This window comes from Tropicibacter alexandrii (assembly GCF_003667315.2).
GTDB classification, from domain to species: Bacteria; Pseudomonadota; Alphaproteobacteria; order Rhodobacterales; family Rhodobacteraceae; genus Tropicibacter; species Tropicibacter alexandrii.
Genome location: NZ_RCTZ02000022.1, coordinates 12,224 through 31,786, shown reverse-complemented (window position 1 = coordinate 31,786; position 19,563 = coordinate 12,224). Strand labels below are relative to the sequence as shown.

The window sequence follows — 19,563 nt, the reverse complement described above, 5'->3', positions numbered from 1 at the left end:
CAATTTCTGCATGGCGGGGTTTCGGGCGCCGCGTGCAGATATCGGACAGGTTTGTTACGCCCTGTTACAAGAGCCTTGCGACTGTAACCGTCTGTTACATTCTGGCCCCGATCGCAGGGAGGACACGCGATGACGATTCCCCGTCTGCTGGTGGTGGATGACGATGCCGAGGTTCGGCAGATGCTGACCCAGTTCCTGCGTCAGAACGGCGCGCATGTGTTGCCCGCCGCATCCGAGCACGACATTCGCCGCCACATGGAAACCGGTCGGATCGACCTGATCCTGCTGGACGTGATGCTGGGCGACGAGAACGGCGTCAAGATCTGTGAACGCCTGCGCGCCGAGCAGGACGTGCCGATCATCATGGTCTCGGCCCTGTCCGCCGACAGCGACCGCATGGCCGGTTATGCTGCCGGGGCCGACGACTATATCGCCAAGCCCTTCAACACCGACCTGTTGCTGGCGCGGATCAAGGCCGTTCTGGCGCGCGCCCGCCGGTCCTCGTCGCTGGCGCATCGGCGGCGCAAGCAGCGGTTCACCTTCGCGGGGTGGGTCTTCGATGCCAAGCGCGACGAGGTCATCTCTCCCGATGGCTATCAGGTCGCCCTGTCGCGGCGCGAGATCGCGCTGTTGCAGGTGTTTCTGGCCAACCCGCTGATCCCCTTGACCCGCGCCGAGATCGCCGCCGCGCTGGATCTGGATGGCGATGGCGGCGCGGACGGGCAGGGGCGGGCGCTGGACGTGCTGGTCGGGCGGCTCAGGACCAAGATCGAGGCCGATCCCAAGCGCCCGAACCTGCTGCGCACCGAGCGCGGCGTCGGCTATGTGCTGGCGGTCGATGTCCGGTCCGAAGACGCATGACCAGTCTGCGGGTCGGCGGCCTGATCCTTCTGGCCTGTGCCTTTGTCGCGGGGGGCGCGGCGGTCGGGCTGTGGGTGCTGTCCGATGCCCGCTGGCAGGCGCATCTTGACCGCGCCGAACGCGTTGGCGCCTTGCTGCACGCGGCGATCACGACCCAAGGCACCATGCCGCCGGGCTTGGTGGCCACGACCTTGCCAGAGCTTGAGGCCGCGCTGGCCGACAAAGGCCAGTTCGAGCGTTTGCCCGATGCCCCGCGCCCGGCCTTCGTCACGCAGCTGACCTTGCTGGCCGATAGCGGCGCGACGGGCCGGGGGGCGCCGCTTGCGCTGGCCATCGTCTCGCCCGAGCTGCGGTATCCGCTGGCGGGTCTGACCCGCCGGGCAGACCAGCCACAGGCGGAAACGCTGTCGATCCTGTCCCGTCAGCTTGGCACCTATTGCAGCGAACCGGTGCTCTATGCCCGCCGGGGCGAGGCGCCATGGCTGCGCATCGCCGGTCCGGGCGTCTGGGACTGCGCCAGCCATCCCGCCGATCTGCGCGGCCCCGCCGCCATCGGCGCCGCGATCGCGCTGGCGGTTCTGGTGACGCTGATCCTGAACACGGCGGGGCAGTTCAGCGACTTCGCGCAGGCCCTCGCCAATCGTCGTCGCGTCGGTGGGGCGGACAGCTATGACAGCACGGGGCCGCAGGAACTGCGCGACATCGTGGCGGCTGTGAATGCCTCGCTCGACCTCGAGCGTGACATGCTGGCGCGGCGCGCCCTTGTCCTGTCGGGGGTCAGCCATGACCTCGGCACGCCCGCCACCCGCCTGCGCTTGCGCGCCGCCCTGATCGAAGACGCGGATCTGCGCGCCCGGTTCGATGCGGATATCGACCGCATGACGGGGATCATTGAAAGTGTCCTGACCTATACGCGCGCCGAACTCGACGCCGAGCCCCCCCGGCAGGTCTCCCTCACATCCCTTGTCGAAGCGGTGGTGGATGATTACCGCGATCTCGGCAGCCCGGTTTCGCTGCGCGAGACGGCCCCGATCACGGTGCAGGGCGGGCCGTCGCTGTTCATGTCGCGGCGCGGGCACGGCGCGGTCCCGGAGGAGCGCAAGGTGATCGTCACCGCGCGCCCGGTCGTTCTGACCCGCGCGCTGACCAATCTGGTGGACAACGCGTTGAAATACGGGCGGCGGGCCACGGTGTGGCTTGAAACCTCGTCCGAATGGGTCGTGATCCGCGTCGAGGACGAAGGCGGCGATACCTCCGCCGAAGAGATGGACGCCCTGACCGCCCCGTTCCTGCGTGGCGCGGGGGCGGGCGCGGTCGACGGCTATGGCATGGGGCTGACCATCGCATCGACCGTGGCGGCCCTGCATGGCGGCGAACTGAGCTTTGAACAAGGCGCGCGCGGGCTGATCGCACGCCTGCGTCTGCGGCGTGCCTGAGCAAAGCGCAGCGATCGGAGGTTGGTCGCGAGAACGGTCCAGTTCTTGCCGGTCACGGAGCCTGAGCCGTCCGTAATCCGCCATCCTCAGCGCATCCATGACCAGCGCGACATGGCGATCCGCCTTCAGGGAGGAGCGAAGCGGGTCCAGACAGTACGGAAATCTGGCGCAACCAAAGCGGTCCAATCGATGCCAAGGCACGCCTCGGTCGCGCGCAGGAAGGGCGGGGTGAACTCCAAACGGCACGCGATGACCGATGCGGCAGGCCGCCCGCCGGACGTCTTTCTGTCCGCATGCGGCGGAGCTGCCATGGCCGTGCTCTGGTCTTGGCTCTTGATCCTAAAGGCCAAACTCCGTGGCCAGCAACATGTCGTCGCGGATCTCGATATGATCGGCCAGCGAGTCCAGATCGCTACCGCTGATGCGGATTTCACTGCTGCCGAAATCGAGCACAACCAGTGTTGCGGTTGCGGTCGTGGCGTATTGCGCGATCACATCGGCCCCGGTCGCGGCGGTCCCCGCCAAAGCGGCGGTCAGGACCAGCGCATCGTTTTCGGCTGTGTCGAAATCGGTGATCTCGTCGCTGCCATGCCCGGTGTCAAAGACAAAGCTGTCGGCCCCGCCATTGCCCGTCAGGGTGTCATCGCCCGCGTTGCCTTGCAGAACGTTGTCAATGGCATCACCGGTGATGTTGTCATCATTGGCGCTGCCCGAGACATTCTCGACCCCGAACACGGAGGCGAAGAACGGAGAGAAGTCCAGATCGATGAGATTGGTCTCCAGGTTTACGGTGAAGCCGCGGCCAGTGCTGGTCGTCGTCACCAGAAGCGTGTCGATGCCGTCGCCGCCACCATAAACGCCATTGCCGCCGCGCGCGTTCAGAAGGTCGTCGCCGCCTTCGCCAAAAAGCCGCGTGAAATCGACGTCATCGCTGCCTTGCAGGCTGTCATTGCCCTCTCCGGCACGGACGGTGTCATCGCCCCCTCGGGCCATGATGATATTGGCATCATCCGTGCCAGTGATCGAATCGTCACCGCTGCTGCCCAAGACGTTCTCGATCGAGATCAGCCGCAGGGCATCGTCACCCGGAGCAGGCGACAGATGGGTCAGGGTCCCTGCGACCAGATCGATGGCAAAGCTTTCCAACGGCGTCCCGAACAACTCCAGCGTGTCGGTGCCGGCCCCACCGTCCAGCGTGTCCGCGTCGCCGTTGTAGGATGTGGTCAGCAGATCGTCGCCTGCATCCCCCTGTAGAAGGTCCACACCCTCTCCGTCGATCAGCGTGTCGTTGCCGTTGCCGCCCTGCAAGGTATCGTCGTCGGTGCCATCCGTCAGCGAGTCGTTCCCGTCGCCGCCGATCAGCAGATCGCGCCCGCCATTGCCGACCAATGTGTCATCGCCTGCCTGACCCTCCAGCCGGTTGCCCGTGCCATTGCCGATGATCCGGTCATCGCCGCCATCGCCGACGGCGTTCTCGATGCGGGTGAAGGTGGTGTAGACCGTGCCGCCGGTGGACGCCGTGCCATCTTCCAGACGGATGACCCAATCGAGGTCTCCGGTCAGTTCCCAGCTTCCGGTGTCGACACCGGTGCCGCCGTCCAGCTGTTCGCCGATATCGGCGCTGACAAACAGGGTGTCGCTGCCGCCACCCCCTTCCATCGTGTCGACACCTTCGCCGCCAAGCAGCACATCGGCGCCGTCCCGGCCCAGCAAAAGGTCATTGCCGGACAGGCCGAATATCGTGTCATTGCCGTCCTGACCGTTGATGGCGTCGTCGAAACCCGTTCCGGTCAGAAAGTTGTCCGCGCCGCCGCCAAGCTGGCTTTGCGTGCCGATATTGACAAAGACATAGGCCTCTTCGCCCAAGTCCGGGTCGGGATCGGCAAGTCCGCTGTCGGCGTCGAACATCTGAACGCCCACAAGGTAATAGCCCGCGGCCAGCCCGCCGGTCGTGGTCAGGCTGAAGCTGCCATCGGGGTTTTGCCCAAGGCTGATCTGCCCGGCCGAGAAAGGGTCAAGGTCTTGGGCGATGGTCGCCACGCCGCTGCCGTCAAATGTCACCGACAGGATTTGCGACGGGACCGGCAACATATCACCCAGAGGGCCGTCCGCATCGGTAAAGATCACGTTGGGTTGGAAGGTAAAGGTGCCGCCCTGACCCTGGACCGCAGTGATCATGCCGATCAGGTTGTTGTCGCCGGGAATGGCCACCTGCGGCGCGGTGGACAGGGGAAAGCGCTCCAGCACCTCTTGCAGGGTGGCGGCGTCCGGGGCGGCAACCTCGGGCAGGTTGGTGACGGTCACGACCGAGCCCCCCGTGCCGCCGGTCGATGGCGGCGGGGAGAAGACACTATCGACCATCAGGTTGCCGCCGAGGGTCAGGTCGGCCTCGTCGACGTTCTTCAGTCGGATCGTGGCGCTGGCGGTCTCGACGATCAGGTCGGTGCCGTCCTGCGTCAGGGTCGCCTCGCCTTGGCCAGCCATGTCCAGCGCATCCGCCGCGATGTCGAAATCCTGCACGCAGTGTTCACCGCCGCCGGTCGCGCGGAACACATCCGCCCCCGCCCCGCCATGCAGCGTGTCCACGCCCGCATCGGCGATCAGCGTGTCATCGCCGCCACCACCGTACAGCCGGTCGTCATCCGCCTCGCCGTTCAGCACGTCGTTGCCGGTATTGCCGAACAGCATATCAGAGCCTGTTCCGCCCAGAACCGTGTCATCGTCCGAGCCGCCCATCAGCCGGTCATCGCCCTCGTCGCCGCTGACCGTGTCATTGCCAAGGCCGCCGATCATCGTGTCGGCGCCCTCGTTGCCGAACATCAGGTCGTTGCCGCTGGCGCCGCGCAGATGGTCGAAGCCGGTGCCGCCCATCATCGTGTCTTCGCCCGCGCCGCCATTGAGGAAGTCCTGATCGGCGCCGCCGGACAGCCGGTCATCGCCGCCATCGCCATACAGCGAGTCATTGCCCGCATCGCCCGACAGCGTGTCGCTGCCGGTGCCGCCCTGCATCCGGTCGGCCCCGTCGCCGCCCAGCAGCATGTCGGCGCCGAAATCGCCCTTCAGCCAGTCGTCGCCATCGCCGCCCCAGACCCAGTCATTGCCGCCGCCACCATCCATGGTGTCGTTGCCGGTGCCGCCGAACAGCTTGTCATGGCCGTATTGCCCCTGAAGGATGTCATCGCCGGAATTGCCGATCAGCGTGTCCTGCCCGTCCCCGCCCAGCAGCGTGTCATTGTCGCCGCCGCCGGTCAGACGGTCATTGTCCGCCCCGCCCATGAGCAGGTCATTGCCCGCATCGCCGGACAGGTCGTCCTGCCCGTCCCCGCCGAACAGCGCGTCATTGTCGAAGCCGCCGGACATCGTGTCATTGCCCGCGCCACCGGACAGGAAGTCGTCGCCGAACTCGCCTTCCATCGCGTCGTCGCCGTCCTGACCATAGAGCGTATCCTCGCCGTCGCCGCCCCAGAGCGTGTCATTGTCCGCGCCGCCGGTCAGGCTGTCATTGTCCTCGCCACCATCGAGCAGATCCAGCCCCGCGCCCCCATAGAGCGCATCCATGCCGAACCCGCCGATCAGCGTGTCGTTGTCCTCGTTGCCCGACAGGAAATCGTCGCCATCGCCGCCGGTCAGGGAATCCCCGCCTTCCTGGCCATAGAGCGTGTCCTCTCCGTCGCCGCCATTCAGCGTATCGGAGCCGGTTCCGCCCTCGACATTGTCGTCGCCATCGAGGCCGTCATAGCTGTCATTGCCGTCGAGCAGGTCGATCACGTCATCCAGCGGCGTGCCGACAAGGGTATCGTCAAGGGGGGTGGGAACGGGCATGGGAATTCTCCGAAACAGGCGCAAAGCTCTGCTGCACAAATGGGAGCCTGTGGCAGGTCGACATGTGGTGCATGCCAATCGAAACGGCGCGGATCGTACCGAATGGCCCGCCAATATGAAGAAAAAACGACCAAAATATGTGATGCAGATCACTACTGTTTCCGCATGCAAAACTGTACAAAAGCGTGATGCGTTTTGTTGCAAAAGCAGAAACTACAAAAACGCTGGAACGGAATGCTGCGTAGCGTCCGCATCTGCGATGCCCGCCCTGCCGGCGTCGTGCCATGGATGTGAGGTCAAGGCGTGGCAACCCAAGGGCACGACCAGACTGACGCAACAGATGCAGCCAGCCGAAGACCAAAAGGTGCCTGCGGACACCAATTGCAGAATGCGGAGGGTGTCGCGTGGAACGGCATGGGCGCTGGGGTTGGCTTGGGCTAGGATGTGCTCGGCCCCCGTAAGGCTTCTCTCACAAGGGGATATCCCGTTCGCTACACTTCGTCTTAAGCCGACGCCACGGATGCGGGCACACCTTGGCTACCACACCGCCGCTCTTGTCGAAGCGCGTGCTTGCCCGGCAGCTCCGCGACCTTCGACCGCAGGCGATACCAGCATTCATCAAGCTGGTCGGCAGCTTTTCGGGAAAAGCCTTCGGCAATGCGAGAGGCCTTGGTGCGCATCGAACAGACGACCCGAGGGGGGCAACAATCGTCGCGCAGTGCAAGAGGAATACGGTGGCTGGAGTAAGACACTCCGTCTTTGACGAAGGTGAACGCGGGCAGAATGGTCTGCGGCTCCTAGCGGTTGCTAAAAGCTGAAGTGAAACCAGTGTTTTAGCGTAGTAAATGGTGCCCGGGGGCGGAATCGAACCACCGACACGAGGATTTTCAATTAGCCTTGTGATCCATGCGGGCCGTCTCAGGATCGTTCAACCTGTAACGTAGTCGATTGAAACCCCTGACCTTTGGGCTTGGCAGATCGTCCCGACCAGTCTCACGCCGGAGCACACAAGCTCACCACTCCTGCTACCCGAGTGATACCCCGCAAGCAATAAGAGCTAATAATCTTTAGACAATCCATGGGGCTCCTTTGTCTAATGTTTACTATGAGTTTTTCTCGCAGGAACGAACAATGATGATCCAAGCAAAAAGCCCTCAGACATTCGTGACAAGTGTTCAATTGGCATGCTTTTCACGAATCCGTTTTCTCCGCTTGCTCTATTCGTAGATCGAACGAGTGAAACCTGATGCTCCGAACCGAACAGGTCAGTTATTGCATCGACCAGAGGTGCAAGCTTGCCACCATAGGTGGCGCTAGCTGGTGTGTGAATTGATCTTTCTAATAATCCAACTTGCGTCAACAACACTGATACATCCGGCGACACAGACTTCTGCTCTGCAAGGAATCTATTGACTTCCAACACCAAAACTCCAGGCGCGGTATCTTTCTCCAAGTCGTTGAAAACCAGATCAAAAGAGGATACACCTGCATATATTTTACAATAAACTTGCGATATCTCACACTGCTCAATCAGGCCAGCACACACGCTGTCAAAGTACGTAGGGTTTCCATAAGTGAGGTAGCAAATATGATAGCCCTGAAGTGCTCTATTAACCATTCGCTGAACCGCATACTGGTAATTCACACTCCTCCGTTCGTTACTTGAATAATCATCAGTTAGCTTGTGAACCTTTGCAGTACAGTTCTTTGTTAAGGACCAAGTCTGCGGCGATTCCTGGAGCACTGTCCATACTTCATCGCAGCTTTGGAGAACCGAGAGCCCTTCTATTGTCATGTGGTCCGGTATCTTGATGCCAGCGCCGACGATAGACACTCTCGACTGAGTCATACATTGCTGCCTTTGAAAGAAATCATACACACCGCATCCGGTTGTGCCTTCCCGGAAAGATCTCCGTCATGAACCGCATTCTGAACGGGTGCAAGAACAGCCATACCTGGCTCAAGTTTGATCCTTATCAGCCCTGTTGAAGGGAACTGGCCCAAGAACCAGTCGGCAATCGGCGAGGCAAAATCACTGTTTATTATGAGATTTTGTAAAGCGCCAAATCCTGAATCCTGATGATCTTTGTAAATCGCATCAGCCCGATAGTTGAGAAAAACGAAGTGCCTAGCCTCAGTGCCGATGTTGACGATCAGTTTCAGACCTGCGCCACACCGATCCGGTATCAATTTTCGAGGCGTCTCCCAGTTGTCCACATGAAGGCCACGAACTTGATTTGGATTTTGTGAGTCACCCGTAGATGATGTTCGTTGCGCGATATTCGCGCTGCGAAACAGATGCCGGATGGTTAAATTCACAACTGACTTTTCGACCTTATCAGCATCAACCTCCAGTTCTTCAAGCACGCTGCTGACAATCTTCTCCGCAGTGTTCTCGCGAACGCACTTTTGGGCCTCAACGATGTTTCCCTTGGTAAGTAGGGGGATGTATTCACGGTAGAAACCGGTAATGATTTGATCGGGAAGCGCGAGAAGTGTGATTGTATCCCCATGCAGACAGCTTGCAAATGAACCTTTGGTAACACGCGCATAGTCAGTCTGGCTATCTGCCCAATCATTGTTTGGCAGATAAAGCCCACCGCAATACTGGCGATCCATAAACGAGCTTTTCTCAAAACTCCACGCGCCTGAATTAACCTGTGAATTGGGGGGCTCAGTGTCACCATACAGTGCGATTTTAAATTCTGAGCCCATTCCCTGCCTCCACTTTTGAACTCGCAGCCAAATCTAAGAAGAAATCATCCAACAGAGTGTCAGCAAATAGTGTCTTCCTAAACCAACACTGTTGTGTCTTTGTGCTCGACAGAGATCCATTCTCAGCCAACTTATTTGAGGGCGACCCCCCCGCGCAGAACCCGAAGTATTTACAGTCGCTTCTACAGGCGTCAATTCCTGCTTCGATTTCCTGCATGACAGCTTGAAACTCCAGATTTGCGAGAAACTGTTGAAGGCTTCCGTCAACGGTCCCAAAGGAAAATCCATTCTCTGTGTAAGGAGTTTGTAGGCCGTGGAGCTCTGGCGAAAATGTTGAAATACCTCCCAGCCGATCAACGGTGATAATACTAAGCGCCTTGTTCTCACCCTGTCGGTTCTCAAACACTGGTCGGCCAGCTTGAGCAACCTGCCTTAGGATCGTCTTGAACTCACGGCATCTCTGAAGTTGCCCGCGCGACTTAAGGCGTTGGTATATTCTGAACACAAAATCTCGAACCTCATCACTTCCAATGCTAATGCTGCTTTCTAAGTTTGCGCCTTCAATCTCCTCCACATTGAAGCCAATGCTGACAGAATCCAGCTCAAGAAGAAAATCTATTAGGTGCTCGGGATTCTCAACCGATTTTGATGTCACCACAGAAATAGTACTAAAGGGAATGCCGTGCTCCTTGAGGAGGTTAACGCCCCTCATTGTTTCAAAAAATGTACCTTGCCCTTGCCTGTTTATCCTATGTTCGTCGTGTATCTCTTTCGGGCCGTCAATGCTTACACCAACACGTAAGCCGGAAGCACGAATGAATTCACACCAAGCGGAATCAATTAAACAAGCATTGGTTTGAATGTCGAAATCGAGCTGAACACCAGCCGGGGCTTGTTGCTGGACCCTGTTCATCGCTTCTCGATAGTACTCTATCGGTGCAACTAGTGGTTCTCCGGCGTGCCAAAGGACGGTCAATCGATCCTTAATCAGCCCCCCATCTCTGAGAAACGCTACCGCTTTCTCGACAATGTCGAGAGACATTAGACCCTTTGTGCTTCGGCTTTGCTCTGACAGGTAGCAGTAGGTGCAGTTCAAGTTGCAGAATGGCGTTGACTGCAGAACAAGTAGGCGCGTTCTGTCGTTAGTCTTTTCGATTACTTCCCGGACCTCAGCCGCGGTTTTCGCAACCATCATGTATTATCAAAGTCGTGGTCGAAAAAGTTTCCCCAATTATTCAGGTTCCAGTCATCCCAATAATCATAAAAGTCGCTCGAATTGTTATTGTTGGGGTCGAAATCCGGGTCCAGTGTGGTAAGCGCGTTGTTCTGTAACTCGACAATAATGTTCATTAGCTCTTCTCTGCTCATCTGGTCGAGATTCACGCGATCGCCCGAAAACTGAGCGAGCCTCTCTCGAAGGTCTCCTTCTTGCAAAGTCTTCATCAAATCCACTTGCCGAAACTGTTTTGGTGGTCCACTCACTGGCATCTTTGAGTACTCCCGAATTTTTTAGTCTCACGCTATGCATGCAAGGCTACCAGATGAATTCACGCCAGACTACAGTTTTCTCTTTAGGGGCGATCTCGGAAGCGCAAGGATCCAGTTCCAATGGATTTCAAAGTGAGTGCGACCAACCGAATTGGTTGCGGGCTCCCGTTCCCGTCAGTTGCGCAAACCTGCGCGAACAGACTCAAGTTGATCAGGATTGTCCCTGACGCGGCTCATCCGTCCATCTTATCATGGATTTATGAAACGCAAGCTCACCACCAAGTTCATCGAGGGCCAGAAGCCCGATCCGTCGAAACGTCTCGATTTTCGGGACGAGTTGATGCCGGGTCTGGTCCTGCGCATCAGCGCGTCCGGCACCAAGACGTTCTGCCTGCACAAGCGCATCAACGGCAAAATGCGGCGACTGACCATCGGGCGGTTCCCCATCATATCACTGGCTGATGCGCGTAAGCGGGTGCAACAGGTTCTCTATGAAATCGAGACTGGCCGGTTTGAAGATCGCACCGGCATTGAGATCGATACCAAGCCGACGCTAGGCGACGTGATCCCCGATTACATCGAGAAGCACGCCAAGGTTCACAACCGCGACTGGAAGCGCAAGGAAGCCCTGCTGGCGAAGTTCACCACCCTGCACAGCAAACGGATCGACGAGATCAAGCGTGCCGATGTCGTGAAAGCCTGCGACGTGATCCACAAATCCGCGCCGGTCAGCGCGAACCGCGCACTGGCCCACCTCAAGCACTTGATGGGTTGGTGCGTCGAGCGCGGCATGATCGACGCCTCCCCCATTGCCGGGATGAAACCGCTGTCGAAGGAACGGTCGCGCGAGCGTGTACTGACCGACGAAGAGCTGGGCGCGCTGTGGGAGGTCTTTGGCGACGAAGGCTATCCTTTCGGGGATTGTATGAAGTTCCTTATGCTCAGCGGCCAGAGACGCGCCGAGGTCGCTGAAATGCGTTGGCCGGAAATCGACCTCGAAAAACGCCTTTGGACGCTGCCTTCGCAGCGCGCCAAGAACGGCAGGCAGCACACTGTGCCGATCACCGACGCGATGCTGGACGTGTTGCGCCGGGTGCCGAGGTTCATTGGGTCGGACTATGTGTTCACGACCACCGGCAAATCGCCCATGTCGGGGTTTGGTCGCCTGAAAGACCGGCTCGACAAAGAGCTGCCCGAGGGCACAGAGCCGTGGATCATCCACGACCTGCGCCGCACGATGTCCACCAACATGGCGATGTTGGGCGTGCCTCAGCCCGTCACTGAGGCCCTGTTGAACCACAAGACAGGTGTGGTCTCGGGCGTGGCCGCTATCTACAATGTCTATTCATACGCAGACGAGAAGCGCGAGGCGCTGGACAAGTGGAATGAGCATATCGAAAAGATCACAACGCCCAAGAATGCTCAGCAACTTGAAAGGCGACATCACGCCTGAGCGTTGGGTTGGAGATGCCGGCAAGAAGTTCCCGCCCGGCCACAATCCTTGGTCCGAAATTTACCGCCAAAATGCAGTGGCCGAGATCGCACAGACGATACGTCTCGAGAGTCCAACCGACATTGAGGAACTTCGCCTCCAACTTGCAGCGACCGCCGAGTACCTCCTGTCCGTTTTCGATTTCGTGGGCGGAGCCGCGACACCGGCACAAAAATATGCTTGGGCCGCGAAAGTCGATGATCTGTCCCGCCGTTTGATGGCGGTTTTGGCCGACAGTGATGATATGTTGTCATCAGTGGTTATTCGCTCCGGTATGGGAAAATCCTCCCGATTTGTACCAGCCTCAGAAATGCGGCAACGGGTGCAGGAAGCCGATGCCGCCGTATCGAACCTACTAGAGCTGGTTCAGGCAGTCAGCAGTACGCCGAAGGATGTGGGGGTAGCAACGGCCCATGCAGAAACGATGCAAGCAGTTGTCAACGGTATGACCGAAGTCTTCATCGATATCCGGGGCCTTGAGAATGTGAAGCGCTCGGCGTCAGAAGGTAAAATTGATGGCGAATACCCTGAGTTCATACGGGCATCAGCGCGACCGCTCCTCGCGGCCTACTACACAAGGTTCATAAAAGAACCCGCCAAGCTAGAAAACCTAAACAGGTAAATTCAACGAGCAGTTTCCGACTATCGCCTAGTCGATTGAACAGAATATCTTAATTTGCCCCGCCCGTGTTCATAGCATTGAAATGACAAGCTAAAATTATCGCGCCACTACTGTCTCAGGAACCGGTTCCTTTCAGCAACGAAAGGTAAAATCATGACAGATAGTATGGCGAACAAGATGCTTGTGACCCGCGAAGACCTGAAGCGCATGGGCATCAACGTTTCGAATACAACGAAACTGCGCTGGGAGGCCCAAGGACGCTTTCCCCGTCGCATCAGAATGGGTGGGACCACCGTCGCGTGGCTCATGTCAGAGATCGAAGACTGGCTCGCCGAACGCGCCGATGAGCGCGCTCGAACCCACTACGCTGATTACTGATTGGGGGCTTTCCAGCCCCTTCTCTCCCAGAAGATAATCAAAGGAAACACCATGCGACAACAATTTCGCGTGTCAAAACAGATGCGCTCTCGAAATACACTAACCGCCGCAAAGGCTCAAATCGCCACCGGGCGGAAAGTGATCCTGACATACGGCATTGGCGAGGACGGGCGATGCGCGTGCAAGCGTGACGACTGCCCTTCACCCGGCAAGCACCCCTTGTCTAAATTCTTTCCAAACGGCGTGAATAGCGCGACCGATGATATTGCACTGGTACAAAAAGCCCTGCGACGGCAGCCCAATGCAAACCTCGCGATATCTCTCGCTGGATTTACAGTCGTTGACGTGGACGGCGATGAAGGGCGTGCCGCCGTGAAGCAGCTTGACCTTCCAGAAACGGTCAAGGTCTTCACCGGACGCGGCTACCACCTGTACTTCAAAGGCGAGTTGTCTGAGGGCACGTTCAAGGGCGCAAATGTTGATGTTCTTACCGGCAGCAACAAAATGCTGATGGTTCCGCCCAGCACCCATCCCTCGGGTAAGCCTTATCGTTACTCCTCAAGGTCGCCTTCCGGTATGGCCGCTTTGCCGAAGAACTTGAGCAAGCTCAAACCTGATCGAACGCAGCATAGGAAAGAGGGACCGCAAACGGGATCAACGGACCTCGTCATCAAGAGCGGTAGCCGCAACGATTTCTTCTTTCGTACGGCCTGCTTCTTGCGCCGAAGGTTCGATGATGAAGATGCGGTTGAGGCCATGCTGGAAACCCTGAACAACGATTTCACCGAAGCCCCGTTGTCGCCAAGCGAGTTGCGCTCGGTCATCCAGAGCAGCGGGAACTACGTCGAAGACACTGCAGCCCTGTTCGGGCCACCAAAGACAACCGAGCCCTTGCCGATGGAATTCCTGTACTACCCGTACATCCCCTATTTCGGCGTAACCCTTCTCGCGGGCAACCCTGGCATGGGTAAATCCCTGTTGGTGACCAAACTGATCGCAGCAGTGACCTCAGGCGACCGATGGCCGCTTACCGATGACCGTGCACCGAAGGGAAAGGTGCTATTGCTGTCGGCTGAGGACAATTGGCAGAGGGTGACATTGCCACGTTTACTGGAGAACGACGCGGACATCGGCCAAATCCGCGTGATGACCCGGTTCAAGATTCTATCGCCAGAGAATCTTGAGGCAATGGCGCGTTACATCGAGCAGGAGAAGCCCAAGCTGGTCGTGATCGACACGCTGACAGCGTACATGGGCAGCGGACGTGACATGAACCGGCAAAATGAAGTCGGCGAGTTTCTCGGGCGCTTAACGGAGATCGCGGAAGATGCTGGATGTGCGGTGTTGGCCATTGGCCACCTGAACAAGCAATCGGCAGAACACCCTTTGTACCGTATCGTCGGCTCCATCGGTTTTGCTGCAAGCATCCGGTCTGCGCTTTTCTATGGCACGGACCCGACAGATCGATCGAGGTTCGCGTTGGCGCACGGCAAGGCCAATGCCAGTGAACTTGGCAGAACCATGATCTTCGAACGTTTTGGCGGAGGTCGGGACGGAACGCCTGTGCTGCACCCGATTGAGTTTTCCGACGCGAACGAAGCCGAGGTTTGTCGGGTTGAGACAAATGCGGTCGGCAGGCCCGCGTCAGCCACCGACGCTGCGCGAGAGTTCATTCTCGAATTCCTTTCCGATCAGCCGGTCAGGTGGGAGGCAGTCGAGAGCGCTGTGACCAGCCGCAGCCTTGCGTCTGTCGGTACTTTGAACGAGCTTCGGGCGGAATTGGCGAAGGCTGGCGAGATTGAGCAGGTCGGTAAAGGAAAAAGCACTCGCTGGAAGCTCGGCGAACCCCGCACCGATGAGTGATCGTTATAAAAATTCGTGTACAACAATTTTTATATCGAATGAGAGGCGGGCTTCGGCCCGTCTTTCGCTTTTCCGGTAGTCGGCGCTGGACCGGACAGCGGAGCGGCTAGGGGCCAAATACCTCGGAAGTACGCATGACCACTTGTCTGCCCGTGAGATACGCGCCTTTAAAAAAAACGCCTCCCCCATGCCTTTGTGCCAGCACCTCGTAGGGTGCCAGTCAGACCTGTCTAGGGTGACACGAGGACTATCTATCAGTCTGTCGGGCGTAAGCCGGACCTAAATTGCCGAGCCTTTTCATGCGGTCCGCGTTCGCGCTGGGGTTCGGTATCGTGCGCCGGGTTCCACTCGGGTGGCAAACTGCTTGGGCGGAGGTGCTGGCGGTCATCCCTGCACCCACCCCTTGCGATGGTAATGGCGCAGCACGATAGCGCGGTTGAACAAGGGGAAGCCGACCCACAGGCCTTGAGCTGAAGAACGACACGATTGCCCACAGGAACATGCCCTTGAACAGGTAGTAGAACGGGCCGAACAGCAGGCACCATAGGCGGTGCCAGTTGCCCAAGATGATTTTTGTCTGGCCGTTGAAGGCCCATGTTGCCTTGATCGCCATCACCGATTTCCTCGCTGGCTGGTTTCGATGCCAGCGCAATAAGATCGTGGACCGTTGCCCGTCAGGGTAATTCCCGCGCGGCCTATGGAGACCACAGGAGTAGCCATGCCGATGCACCGCGTCCGTGCAGATGTTGGGATGATCGCCATGAGCGCGGCGCACAGCGCGCCAGCCGGGATTGCGACGGGATCACCATGCCCGAGGCACGCCCCGGCGCTGCTGGCTCAATACAACGCCGCCGCGCGCGCGTTTCGCTCTCGATCCTCGGGGTTAATTGCAGGCGCTGACAGTTTCGCCCCAGAGCGCGGCACAGATCGGCAACCCGTCGATCTTGGTGGCCGAACGCATCGCCAAGACCCTCGGCGTGGACACCTCGGAAAACCTCAAACCGAATTAGGGTTATCCCTGACATGCTCTGCCTTTGCGTCTTATCTAGCTGTATCAGCAACTTAGGAGATCGACATGACCGATATCGTGACGCTCAAGGCCATCTGCGAAGAACTAAAGATCGACCCGCGCGAGGCACGCGAACGCCTGCGCGCCGCCGCTAGCGACACCAAGGCGAACCCAGAACTGGCGAAAGCCCGAAAGCCGCGCACCCCATGGCAGTGGGTGAAGGGTTCAGTTGCCGAAAAGGAAGCTCGCAAGGTTCTTTCGTCTTCAACCGCGTCAACATGATCCGGCGGGCGAAAGCCCTCAGCTAGACGCTTGACTTACTGGGGAATTGTTCCGAGTCCACCTCAACTCTAAAATGAGTTGGGGTAGGCTATTGGCATTTAAGTATAGAAGAGATTGGGATGGCAAGGAATGGCAGCGCTATTCCAAGCAGCTTGTGCAAGTGCGGCACCTTCCCCAAAATGTACAAGACATTCCTGATAGGGTTCAGGGCGACGCAGGTCTCGAATTCATCACCACCGATGGATGCTGCTACCAGAGCTATGCGCCTGAAGAAACGTCGGACGTTGCAAAAGCCGCCAGTGCAATGAAATCAAAGGGCGCCCGTGATCTTCGAAAACTGGTGAAGAACAAGGACGTCATCTCTAAAATACTTGGGGATCGAAAAATATCTAATTGGATTTTGCTTTGCCCTTTTCTGGACAACAAAGATGTCATTTCTCATGTCCAAGCGGTCGCCAAGGAAGTGAGGGAAGCCGGATTGGATTTCTTGGTATCTGATTTTTGCGCTCTTGTGCAAAGCCAGGAGGATTTTGAGACTGAGTATCAACAACTTCGCACAAAGGCTGTGGGGGCACCTTTATCCATCAAGAAGCCTAGTTCGGATCAGCTTGAAGCTGTGCACAGTAAACTCGATCAGCGCGTCGAGGATAAGCTCAAACGTGCGTTTCCTCTTGATGATGATGGGAAGACCGAGAAGCGAAAGAAAACCTACGTTTATGCACATGTTGAGCGGGAAAATATTCTTTCAGATTTGCGAGATGAATTTCCCGATTTTTGGGAGGCATCAACTGAGTGCATCGACTCCGAAGAGCGCCGTCTTGAGATGGCTGGAGCCGAAGGAGATACCGCTTCCCAACAGATAAACTCCTCGATAGATCGCGTCGCGAATTCCCTAAAAAGCCAAGTGCCGGGGCTTTCCGAGAAGCAGATTGCCTCAATTTCGCAAGGTCAAGTAGGAACTTGGCTCATTGAATGCCCATTGGATTTTCAGGAGCCAAACGGAAAATGAACTTCGAAATTCACACGGATCGAAAATTTTCCTTCGAACGCAAGCCTTCGCCTGTACCGGGTGATCTTCGTATCGGCTGGCGTATCCCGCTAACACTTTTGATGCTGAACTATTCGCGTGGGAAGAAAGCGTCTCTTGCGAAATTAAATCTATTAAATGACGCGCTGCGTTCAGAAAGGTCGCGGAATAAATTGGCCAAAATCATAAGTGGTGAAACAGCACTCATAGAGTGGCGAATGCGTGTTGAACCTGCGTTTTCTCGAAATGTAGACCTGCTAACGGGAGGGCAACTGGCCGAATGGATGGTGGCAAACGGAAAGGCAGCAATTTGCCTTACTGACAAGGGAAAAGAAATTGCAAAGAAGCTTGAGGACGACGAAGAGAGTTTCGTGACTGAAAAGGCGTTTCTCAGAGAGTTCTCGAGCAAGATCACAGAAGGCTTTGTGACCCAAATCTTGCTAGCCAGTAAGGCCCCATCATGATCCAAGTTTGTTCTCTTAAGCTGAGATCGATCACAGCAAGAACTGTGTATGGGGTCGATCTTGATTTCACTTCCGGTCTTAACATCGTCCAAGCAGACAACACGTCTGGCAAGTCAACCTGCCTGCAAGCCATTATCTACGTTCTGGGTTTGGAGCGTTCCTTGAGTGCGAATTTGTCTGTCCCATTGCCATTCGCAATGAGGGAACGGATTCATGAATCCAAGGATGACCCATATGAGGAGGTGCTTCAGTCCTATGTCGAAATTGAAGTTTGCAACCAAAAGGGCGAGAAGCTTCGCATCCGGCGAAGCATAGTTGGGGACGCAGATCCAAAACTCATCTCAACATGGTCGACACAGAAAGCCGAGGATTCTGGTCAGGTCAGGGAAAGGCAGCGAGACTTTTTTGTCCATGATCCGGGATCGGCCACCAGAGAAAGTGGGTTCCATCACTTCCTAGCTGATTTCTTGGGATGGGAGTTGCCGCTTGTTCCTAGGTTCGATGGGACTGAGTGTCCGCTGTACGTCGAGACCCTATTCCCCATGTTCTTTGTGGAACAGAAGCGTGGTTGGTCCACAGTTCAAGGGCCGTTGCCGACGCATTTCCGGATACAGGACATTAACAGACGTGTCCTCGAATTCGTTCTGAACCTCGACGCCGGAAAGGTGCGTCGGGAAAGGGCTGAGCTGAACAAGCGTATCGGTTTCCTTGAAAGTGACTGGGCCGACAAACGACGTGTGCTGGAAAGAGGTGGTGTCGACCTCATCCGATTTATTGGCGTACCCAAGGCACCTACCGCCGAATTCTCACATCAGGCAGATATTTCTCTGGAAGTATTCATGGATGGCGAGTGGTTGCCTCTAGAAGTCGCCTCCAAGGAGCTTCAGGAAGAGATCGAAGAGCTAAACAGCATTGAACTTGTTTCTACCGAAGAGGCCGAGGCGAGCACACAAAAAGCCCTTGAAGCGGCTCAGTTGCGCTATGATGAACTCGGAGCAATGTTTGAAGTCGCGAGAACTGAATTTCGCTCGGTTCTCGAAGAAAACAGGGCATTGCAGAAACGCCTAGACGTGCTTGATATCGACCTCAAGCGTCATCAGGACACCAAAAAACTAATGGCGCTTGGTTCGGAGGTAACTGATGCCGTGGCATTTGAGAGTTGCCCGACCTGCCATCAACATTTGTCTCAAGAGTTGCTACCACCAAGTTCCTCAGGGGCGATGGCCCTTGATGAAAACATAGCTTTCATAAAATCGCAACAACTCATGTACAAGTCAGCGTTGGCAGCCACCGAAGAGAGGCTTGGGGAGCTTCGTCTGCGAGGCCGGTCCATCGAACAAGACTACAAAGAAGCTCAAAGCGAATTGCGTAGCTTGAAACGTGCGCTTGTGCGCCCAGCGTCGAGCATTAACAGGACGACAATTGAAAAATCGGTTCGGTTGCAGGCGCGCTTGGCGCAATGGGAAGGTATGCAGGAGCGCGCGGACAGCCTAGTTGACGAGCTGGTCGTAGTCGCTAAGGAATGGGCCCGACTTTCATCCCGACTTAAGGAATTGCGGACTGGAGACGACTTTTCCTTGGAGGACAAGAACAAGATTTCCCGCCTTCAATCCCTCGTACAGGGGCACCTGAAGACTTTTGATTTCCATTCCTTCCCACCCTCTGAAATCACCTTGGCTAGGGACAACTTCAGACCACAGGTGTTGGTGGTTGATAAGGATTCTGGCGGGGAAATTGAAAAGGACATCGGCTTCGAAGCGTCTGCCAGCGATGGCATTCGCCTGAAGTGGTCGTACTATCTTTCTCTTCTAGAGCTGGATGAAAACTACAATACCAACCATGCAGGGCTGGTAGTGTTCGATGAACCGGGGCAACAAGCTGCTGACCCGGTGAACCTTACAAGTTTGTTTCAAGAGTCGGCCAAGGTCAGACAGGATCGACATCAGATCTTGATCGCAACCTCGGAAAAGGAACATGCTATCAAAGCGGGACTTGGCGATCGTCCATACAATCTAATCTCATTTAACGGCTACATCTTGAAACCGCTGAACTGATCAAGATCAGCTAAGGTCGATAAATGCGTCAGTTGTTTTCCACCATTACT

At 57.0% G+C, this 19,563-nt stretch carries 17 protein-coding genes; 11 read left to right on the top strand and 6 right to left on the bottom strand.

Features of this window, described 5'->3' with window-relative positions:
- Positions 1–129 precede the first annotated feature (129 nt).
- Together D8Z78_RS20325 and D8Z78_RS20320 are read left to right on the top strand one after the other, a co-directional pair.
- A complete protein-coding gene (locus D8Z78_RS20325) occupies positions 130–861 on the top strand; it encodes a response regulator transcription factor (RefSeq protein ID WP_121633340.1) in 732 nt (243 codons plus the stop codon).
- Positions 858–2,297, top strand: coding sequence for a sensor histidine kinase (locus D8Z78_RS20320; RefSeq protein WP_121633342.1), 1,440 nt, complete (start codon positions 858–860; stop codon positions 2,295–2,297). Before D8Z78_RS20325 ends, D8Z78_RS20320 begins: the two co-directional genes overlap by 4 nt.
- 339 nt (positions 2,298–2,636) lie before the next feature.
- Here D8Z78_RS20320 and D8Z78_RS20315 read toward each other — a convergent pair whose 3' ends face one another.
- The 5 genes from D8Z78_RS20315 to D8Z78_RS20295 all read right to left on the bottom strand — a co-directional run bounded on the left by D8Z78_RS20315 (position 2,637) and on the right by D8Z78_RS20295 (position 10,286).
- Positions 2,637–6,119: a calcium-binding protein gene (locus tag D8Z78_RS20315; RefSeq protein ID WP_128910877.1), complete on the bottom strand. Its 3,483-nt coding sequence runs from the start codon at positions 6,117–6,119 to the stop codon at positions 2,637–2,639.
- A gap of 1,093 nt (positions 6,120–7,212) precedes the next feature.
- Positions 7,213–7,953, bottom strand: a complete 741-nt coding sequence (locus D8Z78_RS20310; RefSeq protein ID WP_164933038.1) for an SAM-dependent methyltransferase — start codon at positions 7,951–7,953, stop codon at positions 7,213–7,215.
- 11 nt (positions 7,954–7,964) lie between these two features.
- Positions 7,965–8,834, bottom strand: a complete 870-nt coding sequence (locus D8Z78_RS20305; protein ID WP_128910876.1) for a hypothetical protein — start codon at positions 8,832–8,834, stop codon at positions 7,965–7,967.
- A complete protein-coding gene (grrM, locus tag D8Z78_RS20300) occupies positions 8,818–10,029 on the bottom strand; it encodes a cyclophane-forming radical SAM/SPASM peptide maturase GrrM/OscB (RefSeq protein WP_121634325.1) in 1,212 nt (403 codons plus the stop codon). Before grrM ends, D8Z78_RS20305 begins: the two co-directional genes overlap by 17 nt.
- Complete coding sequence (locus D8Z78_RS20295; RefSeq protein WP_164933037.1) at positions 10,026–10,286, bottom strand: hypothetical protein; 261 nt, start codon at positions 10,284–10,286, stop codon at positions 10,026–10,028. Before D8Z78_RS20295 ends, grrM begins: the two co-directional genes overlap by 4 nt.
- A 295-nt stretch (positions 10,287–10,581) precedes the next feature.
- On the opposite strand from D8Z78_RS20295, the gene D8Z78_RS20290 reads away from it, so the two are divergent.
- From D8Z78_RS20290 to D8Z78_RS20275, 4 genes are all read left to right on the top strand, one after another.
- Positions 10,582–11,775, top strand: a complete 1,194-nt coding sequence (locus tag D8Z78_RS20290) for a tyrosine-type recombinase/integrase (RefSeq protein WP_121634329.1) — start codon at positions 10,582–10,584, stop codon at positions 11,773–11,775.
- A complete protein-coding gene (locus D8Z78_RS20285; RefSeq protein ID WP_164933036.1) occupies positions 11,753–12,436 on the top strand; it encodes a hypothetical protein in 684 nt (227 codons plus the stop codon). Before D8Z78_RS20290 ends, D8Z78_RS20285 begins: the two co-directional genes overlap by 23 nt.
- A 153-nt stretch (positions 12,437–12,589) precedes the next feature.
- Complete coding sequence (locus D8Z78_RS20280; protein ID WP_121634332.1) at positions 12,590–12,814, top strand: helix-turn-helix transcriptional regulator; 225 nt, start codon at positions 12,590–12,592, stop codon at positions 12,812–12,814.
- A 51-nt stretch (positions 12,815–12,865) separates the two neighbouring features.
- A complete protein-coding gene (locus tag D8Z78_RS20275; protein WP_121634334.1) occupies positions 12,866–14,677 on the top strand; it encodes an AAA family ATPase in 1,812 nt (603 codons plus the stop codon).
- Positions 14,678–14,924: 247 nt separating this feature from the next.
- Here the strand turns inward: D8Z78_RS20275 and D8Z78_RS25070 are convergent, their stop codons facing one another.
- Entirely contained in the window at positions 14,925–15,290 is a 366-nt protein-coding gene (locus D8Z78_RS25070) for a hypothetical protein (protein ID WP_240672198.1), read from the bottom strand.
- 274 nt (positions 15,291–15,564) lie between these two features.
- On the opposite strand from D8Z78_RS25070, the gene D8Z78_RS25260 reads away from it, so the two are divergent.
- The 5 genes from D8Z78_RS25260 to D8Z78_RS20245 all read left to right on the top strand — a co-directional run bounded on the left by D8Z78_RS25260 (position 15,565) and on the right by D8Z78_RS20245 (position 19,513).
- Positions 15,565–15,687, top strand: coding sequence for a hypothetical protein (locus tag D8Z78_RS25260; protein ID WP_255446366.1), 123 nt, complete (start codon positions 15,565–15,567; stop codon positions 15,685–15,687).
- Between the two features lie 65 nt (positions 15,688–15,752).
- Positions 15,753–15,968: a hypothetical protein gene (locus D8Z78_RS20260; protein ID WP_121634336.1), complete on the top strand. Its 216-nt coding sequence runs from the start codon at positions 15,753–15,755 to the stop codon at positions 15,966–15,968.
- 91 nt (positions 15,969–16,059) lie between these two features.
- A complete protein-coding gene (locus tag D8Z78_RS20255) occupies positions 16,060–16,977 on the top strand; it encodes a hypothetical protein (RefSeq protein WP_128910875.1) in 918 nt (305 codons plus the stop codon).
- Complete coding sequence (locus D8Z78_RS20250; protein WP_128910874.1) at positions 16,974–17,459, top strand: hypothetical protein; 486 nt, start codon at positions 16,974–16,976, stop codon at positions 17,457–17,459. The genes D8Z78_RS20255 and D8Z78_RS20250 overlap by 4 nt, the downstream gene beginning before the upstream one ends.
- Positions 17,456–19,513, top strand: a complete 2,058-nt coding sequence (locus D8Z78_RS20245; RefSeq protein ID WP_121634342.1) for an ATP-binding protein — start codon at positions 17,456–17,458, stop codon at positions 19,511–19,513. Before D8Z78_RS20250 ends, D8Z78_RS20245 begins: the two co-directional genes overlap by 4 nt.
- The last annotated feature ends 50 nt before the right edge of the window (positions 19,514–19,563 follow it).

Bases quoted from the DNA above. Each gene is read 5' to 3' on its own strand.
- D8Z78_RS20325 (WP_121633340.1), top strand. From the start codon at position 130: ATGACGATTCCCCGTCTGCTGGTGGTGGATGACGATGCCGAGGTTCGG.
- D8Z78_RS20320 (WP_121633342.1), top strand. From the start codon at position 858: ATGACCAGTCTGCGGGTCGGCGGCCTGATCCTTCTGGCCTGTGCCTTT.
- D8Z78_RS20315 (WP_128910877.1), bottom strand. From the start codon at position 6,119: ATGCCCGTTCCCACCCCCCTTGACGATACCCTTGTCGGCACGCCGCTG.
- D8Z78_RS20305 (WP_128910876.1), bottom strand. From the start codon at position 8,834: ATGGGCTCAGAATTTAAAATCGCACTGTATGGTGACACTGAGCCCCCC.
- grrM (WP_121634325.1), bottom strand. From the start codon at position 10,029: ATGATGGTTGCGAAAACCGCGGCTGAGGTCCGGGAAGTAATCGAAAAG.
- D8Z78_RS20290 (WP_121634329.1), top strand. From the start codon at position 10,582: ATGAAACGCAAGCTCACCACCAAGTTCATCGAGGGCCAGAAGCCCGAT.
- D8Z78_RS20280 (WP_121634332.1), top strand. From the start codon at position 12,590: ATGACAGATAGTATGGCGAACAAGATGCTTGTGACCCGCGAAGACCTG.
- D8Z78_RS20275 (WP_121634334.1), top strand. From the start codon at position 12,866: ATGCGACAACAATTTCGCGTGTCAAAACAGATGCGCTCTCGAAATACA.
- D8Z78_RS25070 (WP_240672198.1), bottom strand. From the start codon at position 15,290: ATGGCGATCAAGGCAACATGGGCCTTCAACGGCCAGACAAAAATCATC.
- D8Z78_RS20260 (WP_121634336.1), top strand. From the start codon at position 15,753: ATGACCGATATCGTGACGCTCAAGGCCATCTGCGAAGAACTAAAGATC.
- D8Z78_RS20250 (WP_128910874.1), top strand. From the start codon at position 16,974: ATGAACTTCGAAATTCACACGGATCGAAAATTTTCCTTCGAACGCAAG.
- D8Z78_RS20245 (WP_121634342.1), top strand. From the start codon at position 17,456: ATGATCCAAGTTTGTTCTCTTAAGCTGAGATCGATCACAGCAAGAACT.